Annotated in this window: 16 protein-coding genes and 1 pseudogene; 15 read left to right on the top strand and 2 right to left on the bottom strand. The window is 68.9% G+C overall.

The window, feature by feature from the left end; translation table 11 throughout:
* The 10 genes and pseudogenes from HNR59_RS20740 (at position 1) to HNR59_RS08795 (ending at position 9,374) form a co-directional block, all read left to right on the top strand.
* Positions 1-774 carry a hypothetical protein gene (locus tag HNR59_RS20740; protein WP_183828778.1) on the top strand — a complete coding sequence of 258 codons (774 nt, stop codon included), beginning with the start codon at positions 1-3 and terminating at the stop codon, positions 772-774.
* The gene (locus HNR59_RS08830) at positions 771-2,054 is read left to right on the top strand and encodes an ATP-dependent DNA helicase (RefSeq protein WP_183828775.1); all 1,284 of its coding nucleotides are present in this window, start codon (positions 771-773) and stop codon (positions 2,052-2,054) included. The genes HNR59_RS20740 and HNR59_RS08830 overlap by 4 nt, the downstream gene beginning before the upstream one ends.
* Entirely contained in the window at positions 2,047-4,974 is a 2,928-nt protein-coding gene (locus HNR59_RS08825; RefSeq protein ID WP_183828772.1) for a DUF7146 domain-containing protein, read from the top strand. Before HNR59_RS08830 ends, HNR59_RS08825 begins: the two co-directional genes overlap by 8 nt.
* A 56-nt stretch (positions 4,975-5,030) precedes the next feature.
* The gene (locus tag HNR59_RS08820; RefSeq protein ID WP_183828769.1) at positions 5,031-5,549 is read left to right on the top strand and encodes a hypothetical protein; all 519 of its coding nucleotides are present in this window, start codon (positions 5,031-5,033) and stop codon (positions 5,547-5,549) included.
* Positions 5,546-5,749 carry a hypothetical protein gene (locus tag HNR59_RS08815; RefSeq protein ID WP_081969308.1) on the top strand — a complete coding sequence of 68 codons (204 nt, stop codon included), beginning with the start codon at positions 5,546-5,548 and terminating at the stop codon, positions 5,747-5,749. Before HNR59_RS08820 ends, HNR59_RS08815 begins: the two co-directional genes overlap by 4 nt.
* Positions 5,742-6,188 carry a DUF6362 family protein gene (locus tag HNR59_RS08810; RefSeq protein ID WP_023851473.1) on the top strand — a complete coding sequence of 149 codons (447 nt, stop codon included), beginning with the start codon at positions 5,742-5,744 and terminating at the stop codon, positions 6,186-6,188. Before HNR59_RS08815 ends, HNR59_RS08810 begins: the two co-directional genes overlap by 8 nt.
* A gap of 404 nt (positions 6,189-6,592) precedes the next feature.
* Positions 6,593-7,957: a site-specific DNA-methyltransferase gene (locus tag HNR59_RS08805; RefSeq protein WP_183828767.1), complete on the top strand. Its 1,365-nt coding sequence runs from the start codon at positions 6,593-6,595 to the stop codon at positions 7,955-7,957.
* A gap of 1 nt (position 7,958) precedes the next feature.
* A pseudogene (locus tag HNR59_RS20735) lies at positions 7,959-8,468 on the top strand (DNA cytosine methyltransferase); the annotation flags it as partial.
* A gap of 202 nt (positions 8,469-8,670) precedes the next feature.
* Positions 8,671-9,153, top strand: coding sequence for a hypothetical protein (locus HNR59_RS20730; RefSeq protein WP_246374703.1), 483 nt, complete (start codon positions 8,671-8,673; stop codon positions 9,151-9,153).
* Entirely contained in the window at positions 9,150-9,374 is a 225-nt protein-coding gene (locus HNR59_RS08795; protein WP_028720220.1) for a DUF7220 family protein, read from the top strand. Before HNR59_RS20730 ends, HNR59_RS08795 begins: the two co-directional genes overlap by 4 nt.
* Positions 9,375-9,427: 53 nt before the next feature.
* Here HNR59_RS08795 and HNR59_RS08790 read toward each other — a convergent pair whose 3' ends face one another.
* Positions 9,428-10,000, bottom strand: a complete 573-nt coding sequence (locus HNR59_RS08790; protein ID WP_183828764.1) for a DUF3489 domain-containing protein — start codon at positions 9,998-10,000, stop codon at positions 9,428-9,430.
* A 95-nt stretch (positions 10,001-10,095) separates the two neighbouring features.
* Positions 10,096-10,368 (bottom strand): hypothetical protein, encoded by a 273-nt coding sequence (locus tag HNR59_RS08785; RefSeq protein WP_028720222.1) that lies wholly within the window; start codon positions 10,366-10,368, stop codon positions 10,096-10,098.
* A 111-nt stretch (positions 10,369-10,479) separates the two neighbouring features.
* On the opposite strand from HNR59_RS08785, the gene HNR59_RS08780 reads away from it, so the two are divergent.
* Genes HNR59_RS08780 through HNR59_RS08760 form a run of 5 tightly spaced genes read left to right on the top strand, consistent with a single transcriptional unit; the run spans position 10,480 to position 16,867 of the window.
* The gene (locus HNR59_RS08780) at positions 10,480-11,076 is read left to right on the top strand and encodes a hypothetical protein (protein ID WP_028720223.1); all 597 of its coding nucleotides are present in this window, start codon (positions 10,480-10,482) and stop codon (positions 11,074-11,076) included.
* Entirely contained in the window at positions 11,024-13,027 is a 2,004-nt protein-coding gene (locus HNR59_RS08775; RefSeq protein WP_183828762.1) for a phage terminase large subunit family protein, read from the top strand. Before HNR59_RS08780 ends, HNR59_RS08775 begins: the two co-directional genes overlap by 53 nt.
* Before the next feature lie 2 nt (positions 13,028-13,029).
* Positions 13,030-13,239 (top strand): phage head-tail joining protein, encoded by a 210-nt coding sequence (locus HNR59_RS08770; protein WP_028030714.1) that lies wholly within the window; start codon positions 13,030-13,032, stop codon positions 13,237-13,239.
* The gene (locus HNR59_RS08765) at positions 13,239-14,807 is read left to right on the top strand and encodes a phage portal protein (RefSeq protein WP_183828758.1); all 1,569 of its coding nucleotides are present in this window, start codon (positions 13,239-13,241) and stop codon (positions 14,805-14,807) included. Before HNR59_RS08770 ends, HNR59_RS08765 begins: the two co-directional genes overlap by 1 nt.
* A gap of 5 nt (positions 14,808-14,812) precedes the next feature.
* Positions 14,813-16,867, top strand: a complete 2,055-nt coding sequence (locus HNR59_RS08760) for a prohead protease/major capsid protein fusion protein (protein ID WP_183828754.1) — start codon at positions 14,813-14,815, stop codon at positions 16,865-16,867.
* Positions 16,868-16,883 lie beyond the last annotated feature (16 nt).

Genomic DNA, 16,883 nt, shown 5'->3' with positions numbered 1-16,883 from the left:
ATGCTGGTCGATTTCAATCACGGTTCGGGTTTCGTCTATGGTCGCGACGCCTCTGAACCGGAACCCCTCGGCGCGCGGATCAACGGCCGCATCGATGCCGCGCTGGAGGCCGAACGCGAGGGCCAGCGCCCGCGCAATTATCTGGGCGCCAGCCGCATCGGCGAGCCCTGCGCGCGGCGGCTGGTCTACGAGGTCACCCACACGCCGCCCGATCCCGGCAAGAGCCTCGAGGGGCGCGTTCTTCGCATCTTCGCGGCCGGGCATGTCTTCGAGGATCTGGCGATCCGCTGGCTCCGGCAGGCCGGATTCGATCTGCGCACGCAGACGCAGGCTGGCGGCCAGTTCGGTTTCGAGACGGCGGGCGGGCGCATTCGCGGCCACGTGGACGGCGTGATCGTCGGCGGCCCGGAGATCGGCCTCGAATGGCCTTTGCTCTGGGAGCACAAGGCGCTGAAAGCCTCGTCCTGGTCCGACACCGCGAAGAAAGGCGTGCAGCTCTCGAAGCCCGTCTATTTCGGCCAGATGCAGATCTACATGGCCTACATGGGCCTCGGGTCCGCGCTTTTCACGGCGCTGAACAAGGACACCTGCGAGCTTTACCACGAGCATGTGTTGTTCGATCCGGCCGCCGCGCAGGCGCTGTCGGACAAGGCGGTCGACGTGCTGCGCGCCGCCGACGCGGGCGATCTGCTGTCCCGCATCGCGGCCAGTCCCGACTTCTTCCTCTGCCGGTTCTGCCCGTTCGCAACCCGCTGCTGGGAGGGCCGCGAATGACCATCACCCTTTCTGATACCCAGGGCCGCGCCATCGCCGCGATCCGTGACTGGTACGAGACGCGGCGGGACGAGCAGCAGATCTTCCGCCTCTTCGGCTATGCCGGGACCGGCAAGACCACCATCACCGCCATGGCGATCGAGGCGCTGGGGCTTGAACCGATGACCCCGGGCGGGCTTGGCGGCGTGCTTTTCGCCGCCTTCACCGGCAAGGCGGCGCTCGTCATGACGCGCAAGGGCACGTCCGCGCAGACCATCCACAGCCTGATCTACCGCGTCTCCGAGGCGACGCCCGAAGAGATCGCGCGCGCGACCGAGGATCTGGCGGCGCTGCGGCGCGACCTGCCGCGCATGGGCCCGGCCGAGCGCGGCTTCGCGATGACGCGCATCGCCCAGCTCGATCTGCGCCTGGAGGACATCCACCAGCCGAAGTTCCTGATCAATGAGCAGTCGATCCTGCGCGACGCGGACCTCCTGGTGCTCGACGAGGTGTCGATGGTGGGCAAGGAGATGGCCCACGATCTCCTGGCCTTCGGCAAGCCGATCCTGGTGCTGGGCGATCCGGGGCAGCTGCCGCCCGTCAAGGACACGGGCTTTTTCACCGAGACCGCCCCGGACGTGATGCTGACCGAGGTGCACCGCCAGGCAGGCGACAGCGCCATCCTGCGGCTCGCGACGCTGGCCCGCGAGGGCCTGCCGATCCCACCCGGCGCGCATGACGACCATGTCTGGAAGATGTCCCGCCACGAGGTCGGTCCCGCGCAGATGCTCCAGGGTGGCCAGGTGATCTGCGGCACCAACGCGACGCGGCGCTGGCTGAACACCGCGATGAAGCGCGCGGCCGGGTTCGGTGCGGATTTTCCGACAGGCGGCGGCGAGAAGATCATCTGTCTCAAGAACCGCCACGATCTCGGGCTGATCAACGGCATGTTCCTGACCCTCACCGAGGTGCGGCAGGATCCGGACGACGCCTTCGCCTTCAGCGCCAAGGTCGAGACCGAGGACGGGGTGAGCCTCGGTGGGCGACAGAGCTTCTGGCGCGGCGAGTATGCCGATCATGTCGCCTACGACCCCGAGCGCGGGCGGCGTGAATGGCAGATCCGGCGCGGGCTGATCGAGTCCAGCTGGGGCTACGCGATCACCTGCCACAAGTCGCAGGGCTCGCAATGGGAGAACGTCGTCGTGTTCGACGACGGCTTCGGACGCAGCGCCGCCGACCGCAACCGCTGGCTCTACACCGCGATCACGCGGGCCGAGAAAGGTCTGGTGATCCTTGCTTGACCTCAACGACGCCAAACCGCTCGGCGGCGAGCCTCTGCGCTACGATCTCGATCTGGTGGTGGCGCGCCTTCGCGAGACCGCGGAAGTCTGGGTGCCACGCCTGTTTCCGCGCGGGCGCAGGTCGGGCGACGAGTGGCGGCTCGCCAACATCCGGGGCGCCGCGCCGCGCAATACCGGCTCCTGTGTCATCACCCTGCGCGGCGCGCATGCCGGCGACTGGATCGATTTCGACGGCAATCAGGGCGGCGGCCCGATCAGCGCCATCGAGGAAGCGACCGGGCTCGACGGCCGGGCGCTGATCGTCGAGGCGGCCGAGATCGCGGGCATTGCGCCCGGCACGCCAGAACGGAGGGCGCCTTCGAGCCCTCCACCCGCCAAGCGCGATCCCGCGCTCGAGATCGCGCATATCCTGACGGCAGCGAAGTCGATCGAAGGCACCCCGGTCGCGCAGTATCTGACGGGTCGTGGCCTCGCCGTACCCGAAAATGCCGATCTGCTGTTTCACGCCGACCTGGCCCACTGGGAGACCAAGACTGGATATCCGGCCATGCTGGGACAGGTCCGCGACCGCAACGACGCGGTGATCGGCCTGCACCGCAGTTACCTCTCCATTGAGGAAGAGGCGGTCACCAAGGCGCCGCTCGACAAGGCGAAGAAGATGCTGGGCCGGGTGGCTGGTGGCGCGGTGCGTCTCGCCGATCTCGGCGACGGCGACAGGCTGGCGCTTTCCGAAGGCATCGAGACCGGCCTCGCGGTGATGACCGCATGCCCCGATCTGCCGGTCTGGGCGACGTTGTCGACATCGGGCCTCGAACAGGTCGATCTGCCGCCTGGCGTCCGGCGCGTGCTGATCCTGGCCGACAACGACACCTCCGGGGCCGGTCTGCGGGCCGCCGAGGCCGCCGCCCGGCGCCTGCGCGCGCAAGGGCGCGACGTGGCCGTCGTCTTGCCGCCCGAGGAAGGCGAGGATTTCAACGACCTGCTGCTGCGCGAGGGGCCCGAGGCTGTCGCCGCCCTGATCGCCGATGCGGAGGCCATCACCGAGGCCGAACCCACACTGCTGATCGGGCAGCATCGGCCGGTCAACTATCAGGGCAGCGGCGAGGCCATCCCCACCTTGCGTGCCGACGAAGGCGATCTGGCCCGCTCGGTCGAGCGGGTCTGGAGCCTGCTGATGGCCTCGAACCGGACGCCATGGGTGTTCCGTTTTGCCGGGCAGCCGACATGGGTGGTGCCCGACGACGAGGGCCGTCCGGTCGCCACCGCGATCACCGAGGAACGGCTGCGTCACATGCTGGCGCGGCTGGCGCACTGGAAGAAGCTGAACGGCAAGGGCGAGCTGGTCGCGGCCCCGCCGCCGATCGCCGTGGTCAAGTCCGTGCTGGCCACGCCCGATCCCGCGCTGCCCGTGCTGGTGGGCATCGTCAACACGCCCGTGTTCGGTCGCGGCGGCACGCTGCTGACCACGCCGGGATATCATCCCGACGCGCGGCTTCTCTATGCCCCGACGCCCGGATTTGTGGTGCCGACCATTCCGGCCAAGCCGTCAACCGCCGAGGTTGCCGCCGCCCGCAATCTGCTCTGCGAGGATCTGCTCGGCGACTTCCCGTTCGTCGGCCCCGCCGAAATGGCGCATGTGATCGCGCTGCTGCTGCTCGGCTTCCTGCGGGGCATGATCGACGGGCCGACGCCGCTGCACCTGATCGAGAAGCCCAGCCCCGGCTCCGGCGCCACGCTGATGGTCGATGCCGTGGCCACCATCCTCACCGGCTCAGGCGCTAGCGTGATGACCGAAGGGCGCGACGACGACGAATGGCGCAAGCGCGTCACCGCCAAGCTGCGCCAGATCCCCGCCATCGTGCTGATCGACAACCTGCGCGCCAAGCTCGACAGCTCCGCCGTCGCGGCCGCCCTGACGGCGCCCTTCTGGGAGGACCGGATCCTCGGCGCATCGGAAATGGCGCGGCTGCCGATCCGCTGTCTCTGGATCGCCACCGGCAACAACCCCGAGTTCTCCAACGAGATGGCGCGCCGCCTCCTGCGCATCCGGCTCGATCCTCACGAGGAGCGCCCGTGGCAGCGCACCGGCTTCCGCCATCCCGATCTGATGACATGGGTGCGTGCCAACCGCCCCCGCTTGGTCGCCGCCTGCCTCACGCTCTGCCAGGCGTGGATCGCCGCCGGAAAGCCGCGCGGGGCGCGCACCATCGGCTCCTTCGAGAACTGGGCGCATGTCGTGGGCGGCGTGTTCGAGGTCGCAGGCATTCCCGGCTTTCTCGGCAATCTCGACGAGATGATGGAGGCCTCCGACAGCGAGGGCGCGGGCTGGAGCGCCTTCATCGCCGCCTGGTGGGACCGGTTCGGGACCGCCGAGGTGGGCGCGGCCGACCTCTTCGACGTGGCCCTGTTCTGCGATCCGGCGCCCCCGATCACCGGCCACACGGATCGCGCGCAAAAGACCAGCTTCGGGATCGCCATCAAGAAGATGCGGGACCGCGTGTTCCGGGTGGGCGATCTGACCCTCAGGCTGGTCCAGGCGGGCACGTTTCGGCGGGCGGTCAAGTGGCAGCTGAAGGTCTCCGAGCAGCCGTCGCGTCCGCAATCCGGCGCACGAGGGCCCGACGCGTGTGAACCTCGGGCCGCGGGTGTGAACCTCCAGAACCGAGGTTCACACGACCAGGCCATTGATCGGAATGATAAATGTGAACCTTGTGAACCTTGTGAACCTCTCCCAACCCTTACGCACGCGCGCGCGCACGCACATGCGAAGGATGATGCCGGAAAAGGTTCACAAGGTTCGCGAGGTTCACAAAGCCCCGTGAATTCAGAGCCTTGTAGGTGTGAACCTCCGTGTGAACCTCCCGCGGCAGGTTCCCGAGGTTCACCCGTCCCCGATTGGCTGCGGGAGCTCGATCCATGAGCCCCGCATGCCCCGGCCGTCACCCCATCGAGCACCAAACCGGAAAGGAGCCCATCATGGCCCACGCATCTTTGACCCCGACCCCCACGAACGCCCCGTGCCCCGGCGTGCCTGTCGTCCTCGCCCTCGATCTCGGCACCACGACCGGGTGGGCCTTGCAGGCGGCGGACGGTCTGATCACCAGCGGCACCGTGTCCTTTCGGCCCAGCCGCTACGACGGCGGCGGCATGCGCTATCTGAGGTTCCGGGGCTGGCTCGAGCAGCTGGCCCACGACGCCGGAGCTATCACCGCCATCCATTTCGAGGAGGTGCGCAGGCACGTCGGCACCGACGCGGCGCATGTCTATGGCGGGCTGCTCGCCACGCTGACGTCGTGGGCGGAGACCGCGGGCGTCGCCTATCAGGGCGTGCCGGTCGGCACCATCAAGCGCCACGCCACCGGCAAGGGCAACGCGAACAAGGAGGCCATGATGGCGGCCGCCCGGGCGCGCGGCTTCAGCCCCGCCGACGACAATGAGGCCGACGCCATCGCGATCCTGCTCTGGGCGCTGGAGACCCGGGGAGGTGTGCAATGAGCGGCATGCGGTTCACGCCCAAGGGCTACGGCGGGCACCGCCGCAACCCCGACGAGGTCAAGCGCGACGGCTGGAAGGAGCAGGGGCTGCTGGCCGTCGCCATCGACGACGACCGTCTGACCTGGCCCGAGCGGGAGCTGGTGCGCCAGCTCGGCGAGCGTCTCTACGGCAAGCGGGAACGGGAGGCGCGCCATGGGTGAGTGGACCACAGCACAGGTGCAGGACCGGCTGGAACTTGCGGCGGGCGTGATGCGGCAGATGCCGGGCGTCATGCCACAGGGCTTCTTCAACGCCTGGCCAGAGTATTTCCACAGCTTCGCCGACAAGGTCGGTCAGGAGCCGCAGATGCGGCGGCCAAGGCCCAGCCCGCGTCAGATCACGCAGGCCGAGGAGGCGATGCTCTGGCTGCGCTGGCTCGAGCCCGAGGATGGCCGCCTGGTCTGGGCTCGGGCCGACGGAATGGCGTGGAAGCCGATCTGCTGGCAGTTTGGTCTGTCGCGCACGGCCGCGACCAAGCGCTGGCAGTACGGCCTTGCGGTGATCACCTGGCGGCTGAACGGTCGCGTGCCGTCGCCTCGACGCTCGCAGCAGTTCGTCATCGAAAACGCCAATCGGCTGTCAAGAAAAATCGTCCTCTGAGGAAATTTTCGGGTGTACATCGCAGGGCCTTACACATTTCGTCGAGGCCGTTAGAAAACCAATATGCTCGGGAGAGGAGCGCGCAGGCAGACGCCGCGCCGCTGGCTTCCGGGGTCCAGCGAAGGGTCCAGCCGGGGTCCAATGGCTAACCCATCGAGTTCTTGGTTCCTTCCTGGCGATATTCGTATGCTGGCGGGCGAAGCGCGGAACATCGCCAGCGACAGGGCCGGATTTTTGGGAAGCCACCCGGAAGCCGGACCCATCCGCGCCCCGCGCAAACACCAATGAACGCTGGCCTTCCGACCGGACACCGCTGGTAGCCGCTGGACCCCGCGTGGAGTCCGGCCCGGCATCCGGAGTCCGGAAGCCACCGGCATCCACCCGACCGAGGAACCTTGCCCACCATGACGCTGAGCTTCGCCCCGGACGCGATCGAGACGTGGCCGCTGTCGCGCCTCCAGCCCTACGCGAAGAACGCGAAGGCGCACGGGCCGGACCAGGTCGCGAAGATCGCCGCCAGCATGGCCGAGTTCGGCTGGACCGTGCCGTGCCTCGTGGGCGAGGACGGGGAGCTGATCGCGGGCCACGGGCGCGTGCTGGCCGCGACGCAGCTGGGGCTGACCGAAGCGCCGGTGATCGTGTTGGGCCACCTGACCGAGGCGCAGCGCCGGGCTTACCGCATCGCGGACAACAAACTGACGGAGTTGGGCACCTGGGACGAGGCGCTGCTGTCGGCGGAACTGAACGACCTTCTAGCCGAGGACTTCGACCTGTCGCTGGTCGGCTTCTCCGATGGCGAGTTGGACAAACTGCTGGCCTTCGATCTCGACGGTGGCGGCGAGGAAGAGGGCGCCGGGGGCTCCGTGCCGCCGGTGACCATCCCCGAACCCCCACGCAATCCGGCGTCGCGGACGGGCGATCTCTGGATCCTCGGCGATCACCGGCTGCTCTGCGGCGACAGCACCAGCGCGGCCGATGTGCGCCGCCTGATGAATGGCGAACGGGCGATCCTGTTCGCGACTGACCCGCCGTATCTTGTGGACTATGACGGCTCGAACCACCCGACCCGCAACAAGGACTGGTCGGCGTCCTACGGCACGACTTGGGACGACAGTTCGCAGGGCGCGGAACTCTATGACGGGTTCATCGCTGCAGCCGTGGCGGAAGCCATCGCCGAGGATGCTGCCTGGTACTGCTGGCACGCCTCGCGCCGCCAGGCGATGCTGGAAGCCTGCTGGGAGAAGGCAGGCGCCTTTGTGCATCAGCAAATCATCTGGGTGAAAGACCGGGGCGTCCTGACCCGGTCGCATTACCTCTGGAAGCACGAGCCCTGTTTCATGGGCTGGCGTCGCCCGAACCGCCCGCCGAAGGTGGCCGAGGAAACGCTGCCATCGACATGGGCGCTTCCCAGCTTCGCCAAGGATGACCGGCCTGACCATCCGACGCCGAAGCCGCTCGACGCCTTCGGGATCCCGATGCGCCAGCATGTGGCGCGGGGCGGCCTCTGCTATGAGCCGTTCTCCGGCTCCGGGTCGCAGATCATGGCGGGCGAGGCCAATGGCCGCCGCGTCTTCGCAATGGAGATCAGCGCGGCGTATGTCGATGTCGCCGTGGAGCGTTGGCAGGCCGAAACCGACAAGGACGCGATCCTCGACGGCGACGGCCGGACCTTCGCGCAGGTGAAGGCGGAGCGGCTGGGCGACGTCACCGATACGCCGGACACGGACGCCGAACCCGAACCCGCGCGAAAGCGCCAGACCGCCGCGTGACATGCATGACCTGGCTCTACCTTCCTCCGGAGACGCTTCCGGAGCCGGAGACGCATGTCTGTTCGGCCTCTCCCTCTGCTCCGGCGCGGGCGGTATCGACCTCGGGCTCACCATCGCCATCCCCGGATATCGTGCTGTGGGCCATGTCGAACGGGAAACCTTCGCCGCAGCCACTCTCGTGGCGCGGATGGAAGACGCGTCCCTGGATCAGGCTGTTGTCTGGGACGATGTTGCAACTTTCGACGGCCGCCCGTGGCGCGGCGCGGTGGACATCGTCACTGCGGGCTATCCGTGCCAGCCGTTCTCCGTCGCGGGCAAACGCCGGGGCGCCGACGACCCGCGCCACCTCTGGCCGCATGTCGCCCGCATCATCGGCGAGGTCGAACCGCCCTTCGTCTTCCTCGAGAATGTCGCCCATCATCTCCGCCTCGGCTTCCCCGAAGTCGCCGCAGGACTGGTCGGCATGGGCTACCGCCTTGCGGCAGGCCTCTTCACGGCGGCGGAAGTCGGCGCGCCCCACAAGCGCGAGCGGCTCTTCATCCTCGCCATCCGCGAAGGGGACGATCTGGCCGACCCCGCGCGCCTGCTCTGGCACCCGGTCGAGTGGCGGGAACCGGACGGAACTGCTGCGGCTCTGGCCGACGCCAAGGGCCAGCGCCAACGAGAACAGGCAGACAATACCGACGCCGTCGCAGAAAGCGGGCCAGCACGGCATGAACCTGGCGACCACGGCTGCGATGTGGCCCACGCCGCAGACCGACAGTTTCCGCAGCCGGGGCGGCGAACGACGAGACGAGAAGGGTCTGGACCGCATGGCGCGGGACTGGCCGACGCCGATGGCGAACGACGGCTGCAAGCCGAGCGAGGGCAACCGCAAGACGGCCGGTCTGACCCATGCGGTGGGATTGTGGATGACGCCGACGGCGCGGGATCACAAGGACGGGGCGACGACACTCGCGAACACGCCGGTGAACGGCCTGCTTGGCCGCCAGGTCCTGGTGACGCCGATGGCTGGGAGCGATACCTCCGAGCCGCGCCGGACCTTGAACCCGCTGTTCGTCGAGGCACTGATGGGTTGGCCCACCGGGTGGACCGGCTTCGCCTCTGTGGCAACGGCGTGGTCCCCTTGGTTGCGGCGCATGCGCTGCGAACTCTCGCGGCTGAACTGCTGGCCGATGGATGAGGCAGCGGCATGAAGCAGACCCGCCTCATGTCGCTGGTCGAGTCCGTCGCCAACGTGATCGTCGGCTACGGCGTCGCGGTCGTGACGCAGATCCTGATCTTCCCGATCTTCGGGCTGCACACGACGCTGGCGCAGAACCTGAAGATGGGCGCCATTTTCACCGTCGTCTCGATCGCCCGTTCCTTCGCCTTGCGGCGGGTGTTCGAGGCGATCCGGATGCGGAGCGCCAAATGATCGACCGCCGCCCCGTAGGGACGGCGGTCATCAGCTTGTCGGGGTCCGGCGCGTCAGGCGGCGGGGAGTTTGTACACGCGCCCCCGATCCTCGACCTTCTCCGAGGTCACCTCGAGCCCGAGCTTCTTCTTCAGCGCCCCCGCCATCGCGCCGCGCACCGTGTGCGACTGCCAGCCCGTCGCGGCCATGATCTCCTCGATGGTCGCGCCGTCCGGTGCGCGCAGCATGGCGATCAGCGTGGCCTGCTTGGTGCCCTCGCGCGGTGTGCGCGTCTTGGGCGCGGTTTCGGCTACGGTGGGGGTGTCCGGCGCGGCCTCCTCGGTAGGCGCGTCCGTCGCGCCCGCAGGCGCGGGGTTCGCGTCCTCGGTCTCGATCCCGATGGCGGCAAGGCCCGCGTCGGTGGCAACCAGCGTGGTGCCGTGGCCTTCACCGGTTTCGCGCCACATGGGTTCGCCCTTGCGCAAGTCGGCGTCGACCTCCTGCAGTAAGCCCTTAGTGAGCATCGCGCCGACTACCTTGGCGGCAGCACCTCCGCGCAGGCTTTCGGGTAGCGGCAAGGCGATGCGCTCGGGCCGCTGGGCGGCAGCGCTCAGGATCAAGGCTTGGGTGTCGGAAAGCTTGGTCATGGGATCGTCTCCGTATTCGGGCCCGCGTCATGCGGCGCCTCCTACGACCCCGAGCCGCGCAGGGCGCGCGGCGGGAGTTCCGGCAGTGCCGGAGATCAGCGGGCGTGCTCGCCCTCGCCGAAGGCGCTGTCGGTGATGCGCTTCAGGAGGCTGGCGTAGTGTTCGAGGGTGCCGACATGGCCCCAGTTGATCTCGTCGGGGTGGGCGTTGAAGTGGTCGTCGCTCAGCGTCTGCAGCCGGGCGAGCATCTCGTCGATCTCGGCCTTCTTGCCGATGAAGGCCGCGAGCGCGGCTTCCTTATTCCGGCGCGCCTTCTCGGCGCGGAGTTCGTGGCGCGGGGTGGTGATCGGGTTCAGGCGCGTGGTCATCGTGATGGCTCCTTGGTGAGTTGCATCGTCCTTCTGAACGGACGTTCGCTCCGGTCGCGCTGCTTATCAACTCGATAAGAACATGATTTCGATAGATAATCGGAGCCGTCGATGCAGGGCATGAGCGAGCGCCAGTACGCCGCGCATGTCGGGCTGTCGCGGGGCGCGATCCAGAAGGCCAAGGCCGCCGAGCGGCTGGTCCTCTATCCCGACGGCAGCATCAACGCGGCCGCCAGCGACGCCAGACGTGCCGAGACGACCGACCCGTCCAAGACCCGCAAGCCGCCCACGCCGAAGCTGAAGCCCGTCCCCGAGGCGGCCGTGGCCGCTGTTGGCGACACGCTGCGTGAACAGGGGCTGGCAGTCCCGGCCGTCGGCGGCGGCACGACCTTCCTGCAGGCGAAGACCGCGAACGAGGTGCTGAAAGCGCAGGAGCGGCGCATCCGGCTCCAGAAGCTGAAGGGGGAGTTGATCGAGCGGGCCCGCGCGCTGGCGCTGGTGTTCCGGCTGGCGCGGGAGGAACGGGACGCGTGGGTGAACTGGCCTGCACGCGCGGCGGCGCTGATGGCGGCCGAACTGTCAGCCTCGTGCGCCGACGTGACCGGCCAGCAGATCACCGTGGAGCCAGCCGCGATGCAGAAGGTCCTGGAGAAACATGTACGCGCCCACCTCGACGAACTCGCCGAGGTCCGGCCCGACTTCCGGTGACGATGATGGCCTGATCGACTTCGACGGCGCGGGCGAAATCCTGCGCGCCTGGGGCAACGGGCTGCGGCCCGATCCGGACCTGACCGTCTCGGAATGGGCGGACCGGCACCGGATGCTCTCGGGCCGCGCCTCGGCCGAACCGGGGCGGTATCGGACAGAGCGCACGCCCTACATGCGCGAGATCATGGACCGGCTGTCGCCCGGCGATCCCACGCAGCGGATCGTGTTCATGAAAGCCGCGCAGGTCGGCGCGACCGAGGCGGGCAACAACTGGATCGGGTTCGCCATCCACCAGGCGCCGGGCCCGATGCTCGCGGTCCAGCCGACGGTGGAACTGGCCAAGCGCAACTCGCGGCAGCGGATCGACCCGCTGATCGAGGAGAGCCCGGAGCTGCGGGAGCGGGTCAAACCGGCCCGGTCGCGGGACGCGGGCAACACGATGCTGTCCAAGGAGTTCGCGGGCGGCATCCTGATCATGACGGGGGCCAACTCGGCGGTCGGGCTGCGCTCGACCCCGGCGCGGTACATCTTCCTCGACGAGGTCGATGCCTATCCCGCCTCGGCCGACGAGGAAGGCGATCCGGTCACGCTGGCGGAAGCCCGGTCGCTGACCTTCGCGCATCGGCGCAAGGTGTTCCTGGTCTCGACGCCGACGATCCGGGGGCTGAGCCGGATCGAGCGCGAGTACGAGGCCAGCGACCAGCGGCGGTACTTCGTGCCGTGCCCGCATTGCGGTGCGATGCAGTGGCTGAAGTTCGACCGGCTGCGCTGGCAGAAGGGCCGCCCGGAGACGGCGGAGTATCATTGTGAGGGGTGCGACACGCCCATCGCGGAGCACCACAAGACGGCGATGCTCGAGGGCGGCGAATGGCGGGCGACCGCCACGGCCGCCGATCCGAGCACGGTCGGGTATCACCTCTCGGCGCTCTATTCGCCGATCGGCTGGCTGAGCTGGGAGCGGATCGTGCGGGCCTGGGACGCGGCACAGGGGTCGGACGAGGCGGTCAAGGCGTTCCGCAACACGATCCTCGGCGAGACATGGGTCGAAACCGGGGAAGCCCCCGACTGGCAGCGGCTCTACGACCGGCGCGAGCGCTGGACATCCGGCACCGTGCCCGCGGGCGGGCTGTTCCTGACCGCCGGGGCCGACGTGCAGAAGGACCGGATCGAGGTCGATGTCTGGGCCTGGGGCCGCGGTCTCGAAAGCTGGCTCGTCGATCACGTCGTCATCGAGGGTGGGCCGGATCGGCATGACGCATGGTCGGAACTGACCGCGCTGCTCGACCGGTCCTGGCCGCACGAACGCGGCGCGCATCTCAGGATCGCGCGGCTCGCCATCGACACGGGCTACGAGGCCCCGGCGGTCTATTCCTGGTCGCGGGCGCAGGGGTTTGGGCAGGTATCGCCGGTGAAGGGCGTCGAGGGGTTCAACCGCTCGAGCCCGGTGTCGGGCCCGACCTTCGTCGACGCGACCGAGGGCGGCAAACGGCTGCGGCGCGGCGCGCGGCTCTGGACCGTGGCGGTGTCCACCTTCAAGGCCGAGACCTACCGCTTCCTTCGGCTGACGCGCCCCACCGACGAAGACATGGCCGACGGAGCCGCGTTCCCGCCCGGATCGGTGCATCTGCCGCACTGGGTCGAGAACGAATGGCTGAAGCAGTTCGTGGCCGAACAGCTGGTGACGGTGCGCACGAAGCGTGGCTTCGCCCGGCTGGAATGGCAGAAGCTGCGCGAGCGCAACGAGGCGCTGGACTGCCGGGTCTACGCCCGCGCCGCCGCCTGGATCGCGGGCGCGGACCGCTGGCCCAACGAGAAATGGCGCGACCTCGAGGATCAGCTCGGGGCCGCCCCCACCGACACCGATCCTGCGGGACAGATCAACCGGCAGGGACAGGCCCCGCAGGGCAAGCGCCGCTCCGACTGGCTCGGACGGCGCGGAGGATGGTTCTGAACATGACCGACTGGACGGAAACCGAGCTTTCGGCGCTGCGCCGGGCCTATGCCAGCGGCACGACCCGGGTCAGCTATGACGGCAAGTCGGTGGACTACGGCTCGGCCGAAGATCTGCTGGCCCGCATCCGCACCATCGAGCGCGCCATCGCCGGGACCACACGACCACTGCCGGTGGCCGGGCTGGCTGGCTTCTCGCGCGGGGATCGCTGATGTCCGCGACCTGGTTCGACCACGCCATCGCCACGGTGGCGCCGCGCATGGCGGCTCGGCGCGTGATGGCGCGTCAGGCATTCGAGACGCTGACGCGTGGCTATGACGGCGCGGCGCGCGGGCGACGGACGGAGGGCTGGCGCGCGCCGGGATCCTCGGCCGACACCGAGATCGGCGTGGCCGGGGCGCTGCTGCGCGACCGGATGCGCGATCTCGTGCGCAACAACCCGCATGCGGCCAAGGCCGTGGCAGTGCTGGTGAACAACATCATCGGCGCGGGCATCATGCCGCGCGCCGCCAGCGGCGACGACAAGCTTGACCGCAAGGTCGACGCGCTGTTCGAGCGCTGGACGGCGGACTGCGACGCGGATGGCCAACTGGATTTCTACGGACTGCAGACGCTGATCTGCCGGGAGATGGTCGAGGCGGGCGAGGTTCTGGTGCGCCGCCGCCTGCGGCGCGCGAGCGACGGCCTGCCGGTGCCGCTGCAATTGCAGGTGCTGGAAGCCGACTTCCTCGACGCCACCAAGTCCGGAGCCCTCGGCGCAGGGCGCCTCGTGCAGGGGATCGAGTTCGACCCGGTCGGGAAGCGCCGGGCTTACTGGCTGCATGCCGAGCATCCGGGCGACGCCTACGGGGCCTTGCAGAACGGGTTGCAGAGCCGCCCGGTCCCCGCGACCGAGATCGCCCATGTCTACGAGAAGCAGCGCACGCAAGCGCGCGGCGTCCCCTGGGGCGCGCCGGTGATCCGGTCGTTGCGTGATCTCGACGACTATGAAGTGGCCGAACTGGTTCGCAAGAAGACCGAGGCCTGCGTCACCGCCATCGTCTTCGGCGACGACGAGGCGCAACAGGGCATCGCGCCCTCCGTGGTCGATGCCGACGGCAACCGGGTGGAACAGTTCGAGCCGGGGCTGATCGCCTATGCCCGCGGCGGCAAGGACATCCGCTTCAACCAGCCCTCGGCGACGGGCGGCTACGGCGAATACAAGCGCGCGAGCCTGCACACGATCTCGGCAGGCTTCCGCGTGCCCTACGAGCTGCTGACGGGGGACCTGTCCCAAGTGAACTACTCCTCGATCCGGGCGGGTCTCGTGGAGTTCCGCCGCCAGATCGACGCCGTCCAATGGCAGCTGTTCATCCCGATGTTCTGCGCCCCGGTGTGGCGGTGGTTCACGGAAGCCGCATGGGCGGCGGGGCAGATCCCGTCGCCGATCGTGCCTGTGGAATGGTCGCCGCCGAAGTTCGAGGCGGTCGATCCGCAGAAGGACGCGATGGCGAACCTGCTGTCCATCCGCTCGGGCACCATGACGCTGGCCGAGGTGATCGCCCGGCAGGGCCGCAACCCCGACGCCGTGCTGGCCGAGATCGCGGCGACCAACGCCAAGCTCGACGCGCTGGGGTTGGTCCTCGACAGCGACCCTCGCCGCGTCACCAAGACCGGCAGCGCACAATCCAAAGACGGGGCCAGCGATCCGGCGAACGATCCGGCCGCCGACGAACCAGACGCCGACGACCCGACCGCCGACGCGGATACAGACCCGGCGCAGGCCGACCAACAGGACTGACCTTCATGGACACGATGATCGAACTGCCGGCCATGCGCCGGTCGGCGGAGCTTGCGCCGAACACGGCCGATGCCGACAACCGCACCGTCGAGGTGGTCTGGTCGGCCGGGGCTCGCGTCCGCCGTGCCACCTTCTTCGGCGAGCCTTATGACGAGGAACTCAGCCTCGACCCGGCCCATGTCCGGCTCGACCGGCTGAACGCGGGCGCGCCGTTCCTGAAGGTGCACGAGCTCGACACGCTCGACGCGGTGATCGGCTCGGTCGTGCCGGGCTCGGCCCGGATCGAGAACGGTCGCGGCATCGCCTTGGTCCGGATCAGCGAGCGTGCCGATGTCGAGCCGATCTGGCGCGACATCCAGGCAGGCCACATCCGCGCGGTCTCCATCGGCTACCAGGTCCACCGCTTCGAGGTCTCGAAGCCCGAAGCCGCGCGCGAACTCTGGCGGGCGGTGGACTGGACGCCCTTCGAGGTCTCCGCCGTCGCCGTCGGCGCGGACCCGGCAGCGGGCTTCCGCGCCCAGCATCCCCTTCACGACTGCGTCCTCCACCGCCGGGACGCCCCCACACCGCAAGGAGCATCCCCGATGACGGACAAGACCCAGACCCCCGCGAGCAACGCCGCAACCACCGCCACCACCCAGCCGACCGAGCCGGTCGAAACCGAGGACACCCCCATGACCGAGCCGAAACCGGCTGCGCCCGACCCGAAGGTCGCCGCAGTGGAAACCCGCTCCCAGCCGAAGACGCAGGCAACGCCCGCGCCCGACACCGAGGCTGTCGCCACCCGCGCCCGCGAGGCCGAGCGCGATCGCGTCTCCACCATCTACGATCTGGCCGGGCGGCTGAACCTCGAGCGCGGCTTCGCGGAGGACCTGGTGAAGCGCGGCGTCAGCGTCGACGAGTCCCGCCGCCTGATCCTCGATCAGGTCGCCGCTAAATCCGATGAGACGCGGACTTTCCCGCATGTATCCGTCCCGCTCGGCGGGCGCGACGAGCGCATCACCCGCCGCGACGCGGTCGCGAACGCACTGCTGCACCGCTACAGCCCGACGCTGTTCCAGCTGGAGGACGCCGCGCGCCAGTATCGCGGCATGACCCTGCTGGAACTGGCCCGCGAAAGCCTCGGCAATGCCGGGGTCAACACGCGCGGCCTGTCGCGCGACGAGGTGGCGACGCGGGCGCTGCACTCGACCTCCGACTTCCCCGAGATCCTGTCGGCGGTCACCAACAAGACCCTCCGGCAAGCCTACGAGGCCTATCCGCGCACCTTCATGCTGTTCTGCCGCCAAGTGCTCGCCACTGACTTCAAGGCGATGCACCGGGTGCAGCTCGGCGAGGCGCCGCAACTGCTGGAGGTCGGCGAGAGCGGCGAGTTCAAGCGCGGGACGCTGGGCGAGAGCAAGGAGAGCTACAAGGTCAAGACCTATGGCCGGGTGGTCGCGATCACCCGCCAGACGCTGATCAACGACGACCTCGACGCCTTCACCCGGATCCCGGCGATGTACGGCAACTCCATCGCGCAGCTCGAGTCGGACGTGGTCTGGGGCATCATCACCGCCAACCCGGCCATGGCCGACGGCAACGCGCTGTTCCACACCACCCACAAGAACCTCGCGGGCACCGGCGCGGCGCTCGACGTCAGCAGCGTCGGTGCCGCCCGCGCCGCCATGTCCAAACAGACCGGCCTCGACAAGAAGACGGTGCTGAACGTCCGCCCCGCCTTCCTGATCGTGCCCGCCTCGCTGGAACTGAAGGCCGAGCAACTGGTCGCGCAGAACCTCGTGCCCGCCGCGACGTCCAGCGTGGTGCCGCAGTCGATCCGGACGCTGGCGCCGATCAGTGAGCCCCGGCTCGATGGGGCGAGCGAGACCGCCTGGTATCTGGCGGCCAGCCCGAACCAGATCGACACCATCGAGTACGCCTATCTCGAGGGTCAGCAGGGCGCCTACATCGAGACGCGCAACGGGTTCGACGTCGACGGCGTCGAGATCAAGTGCCGCCTCGACTTCGGCGCCAAGGCGATCGACTGGCGCGGCCTCTACAAGAACCCGGGCGCGTAACTCGCACCCCATGCTG

Source organism: Aquamicrobium lusatiense, assembly GCF_014201615.1.
Taxonomy (GTDB): domain Bacteria; phylum Pseudomonadota; class Alphaproteobacteria; order Rhizobiales; family Rhizobiaceae; genus Mesorhizobium; species Mesorhizobium lusatiense.
This window is presented reverse-complemented; position numbering and strand designations above follow the sequence as displayed.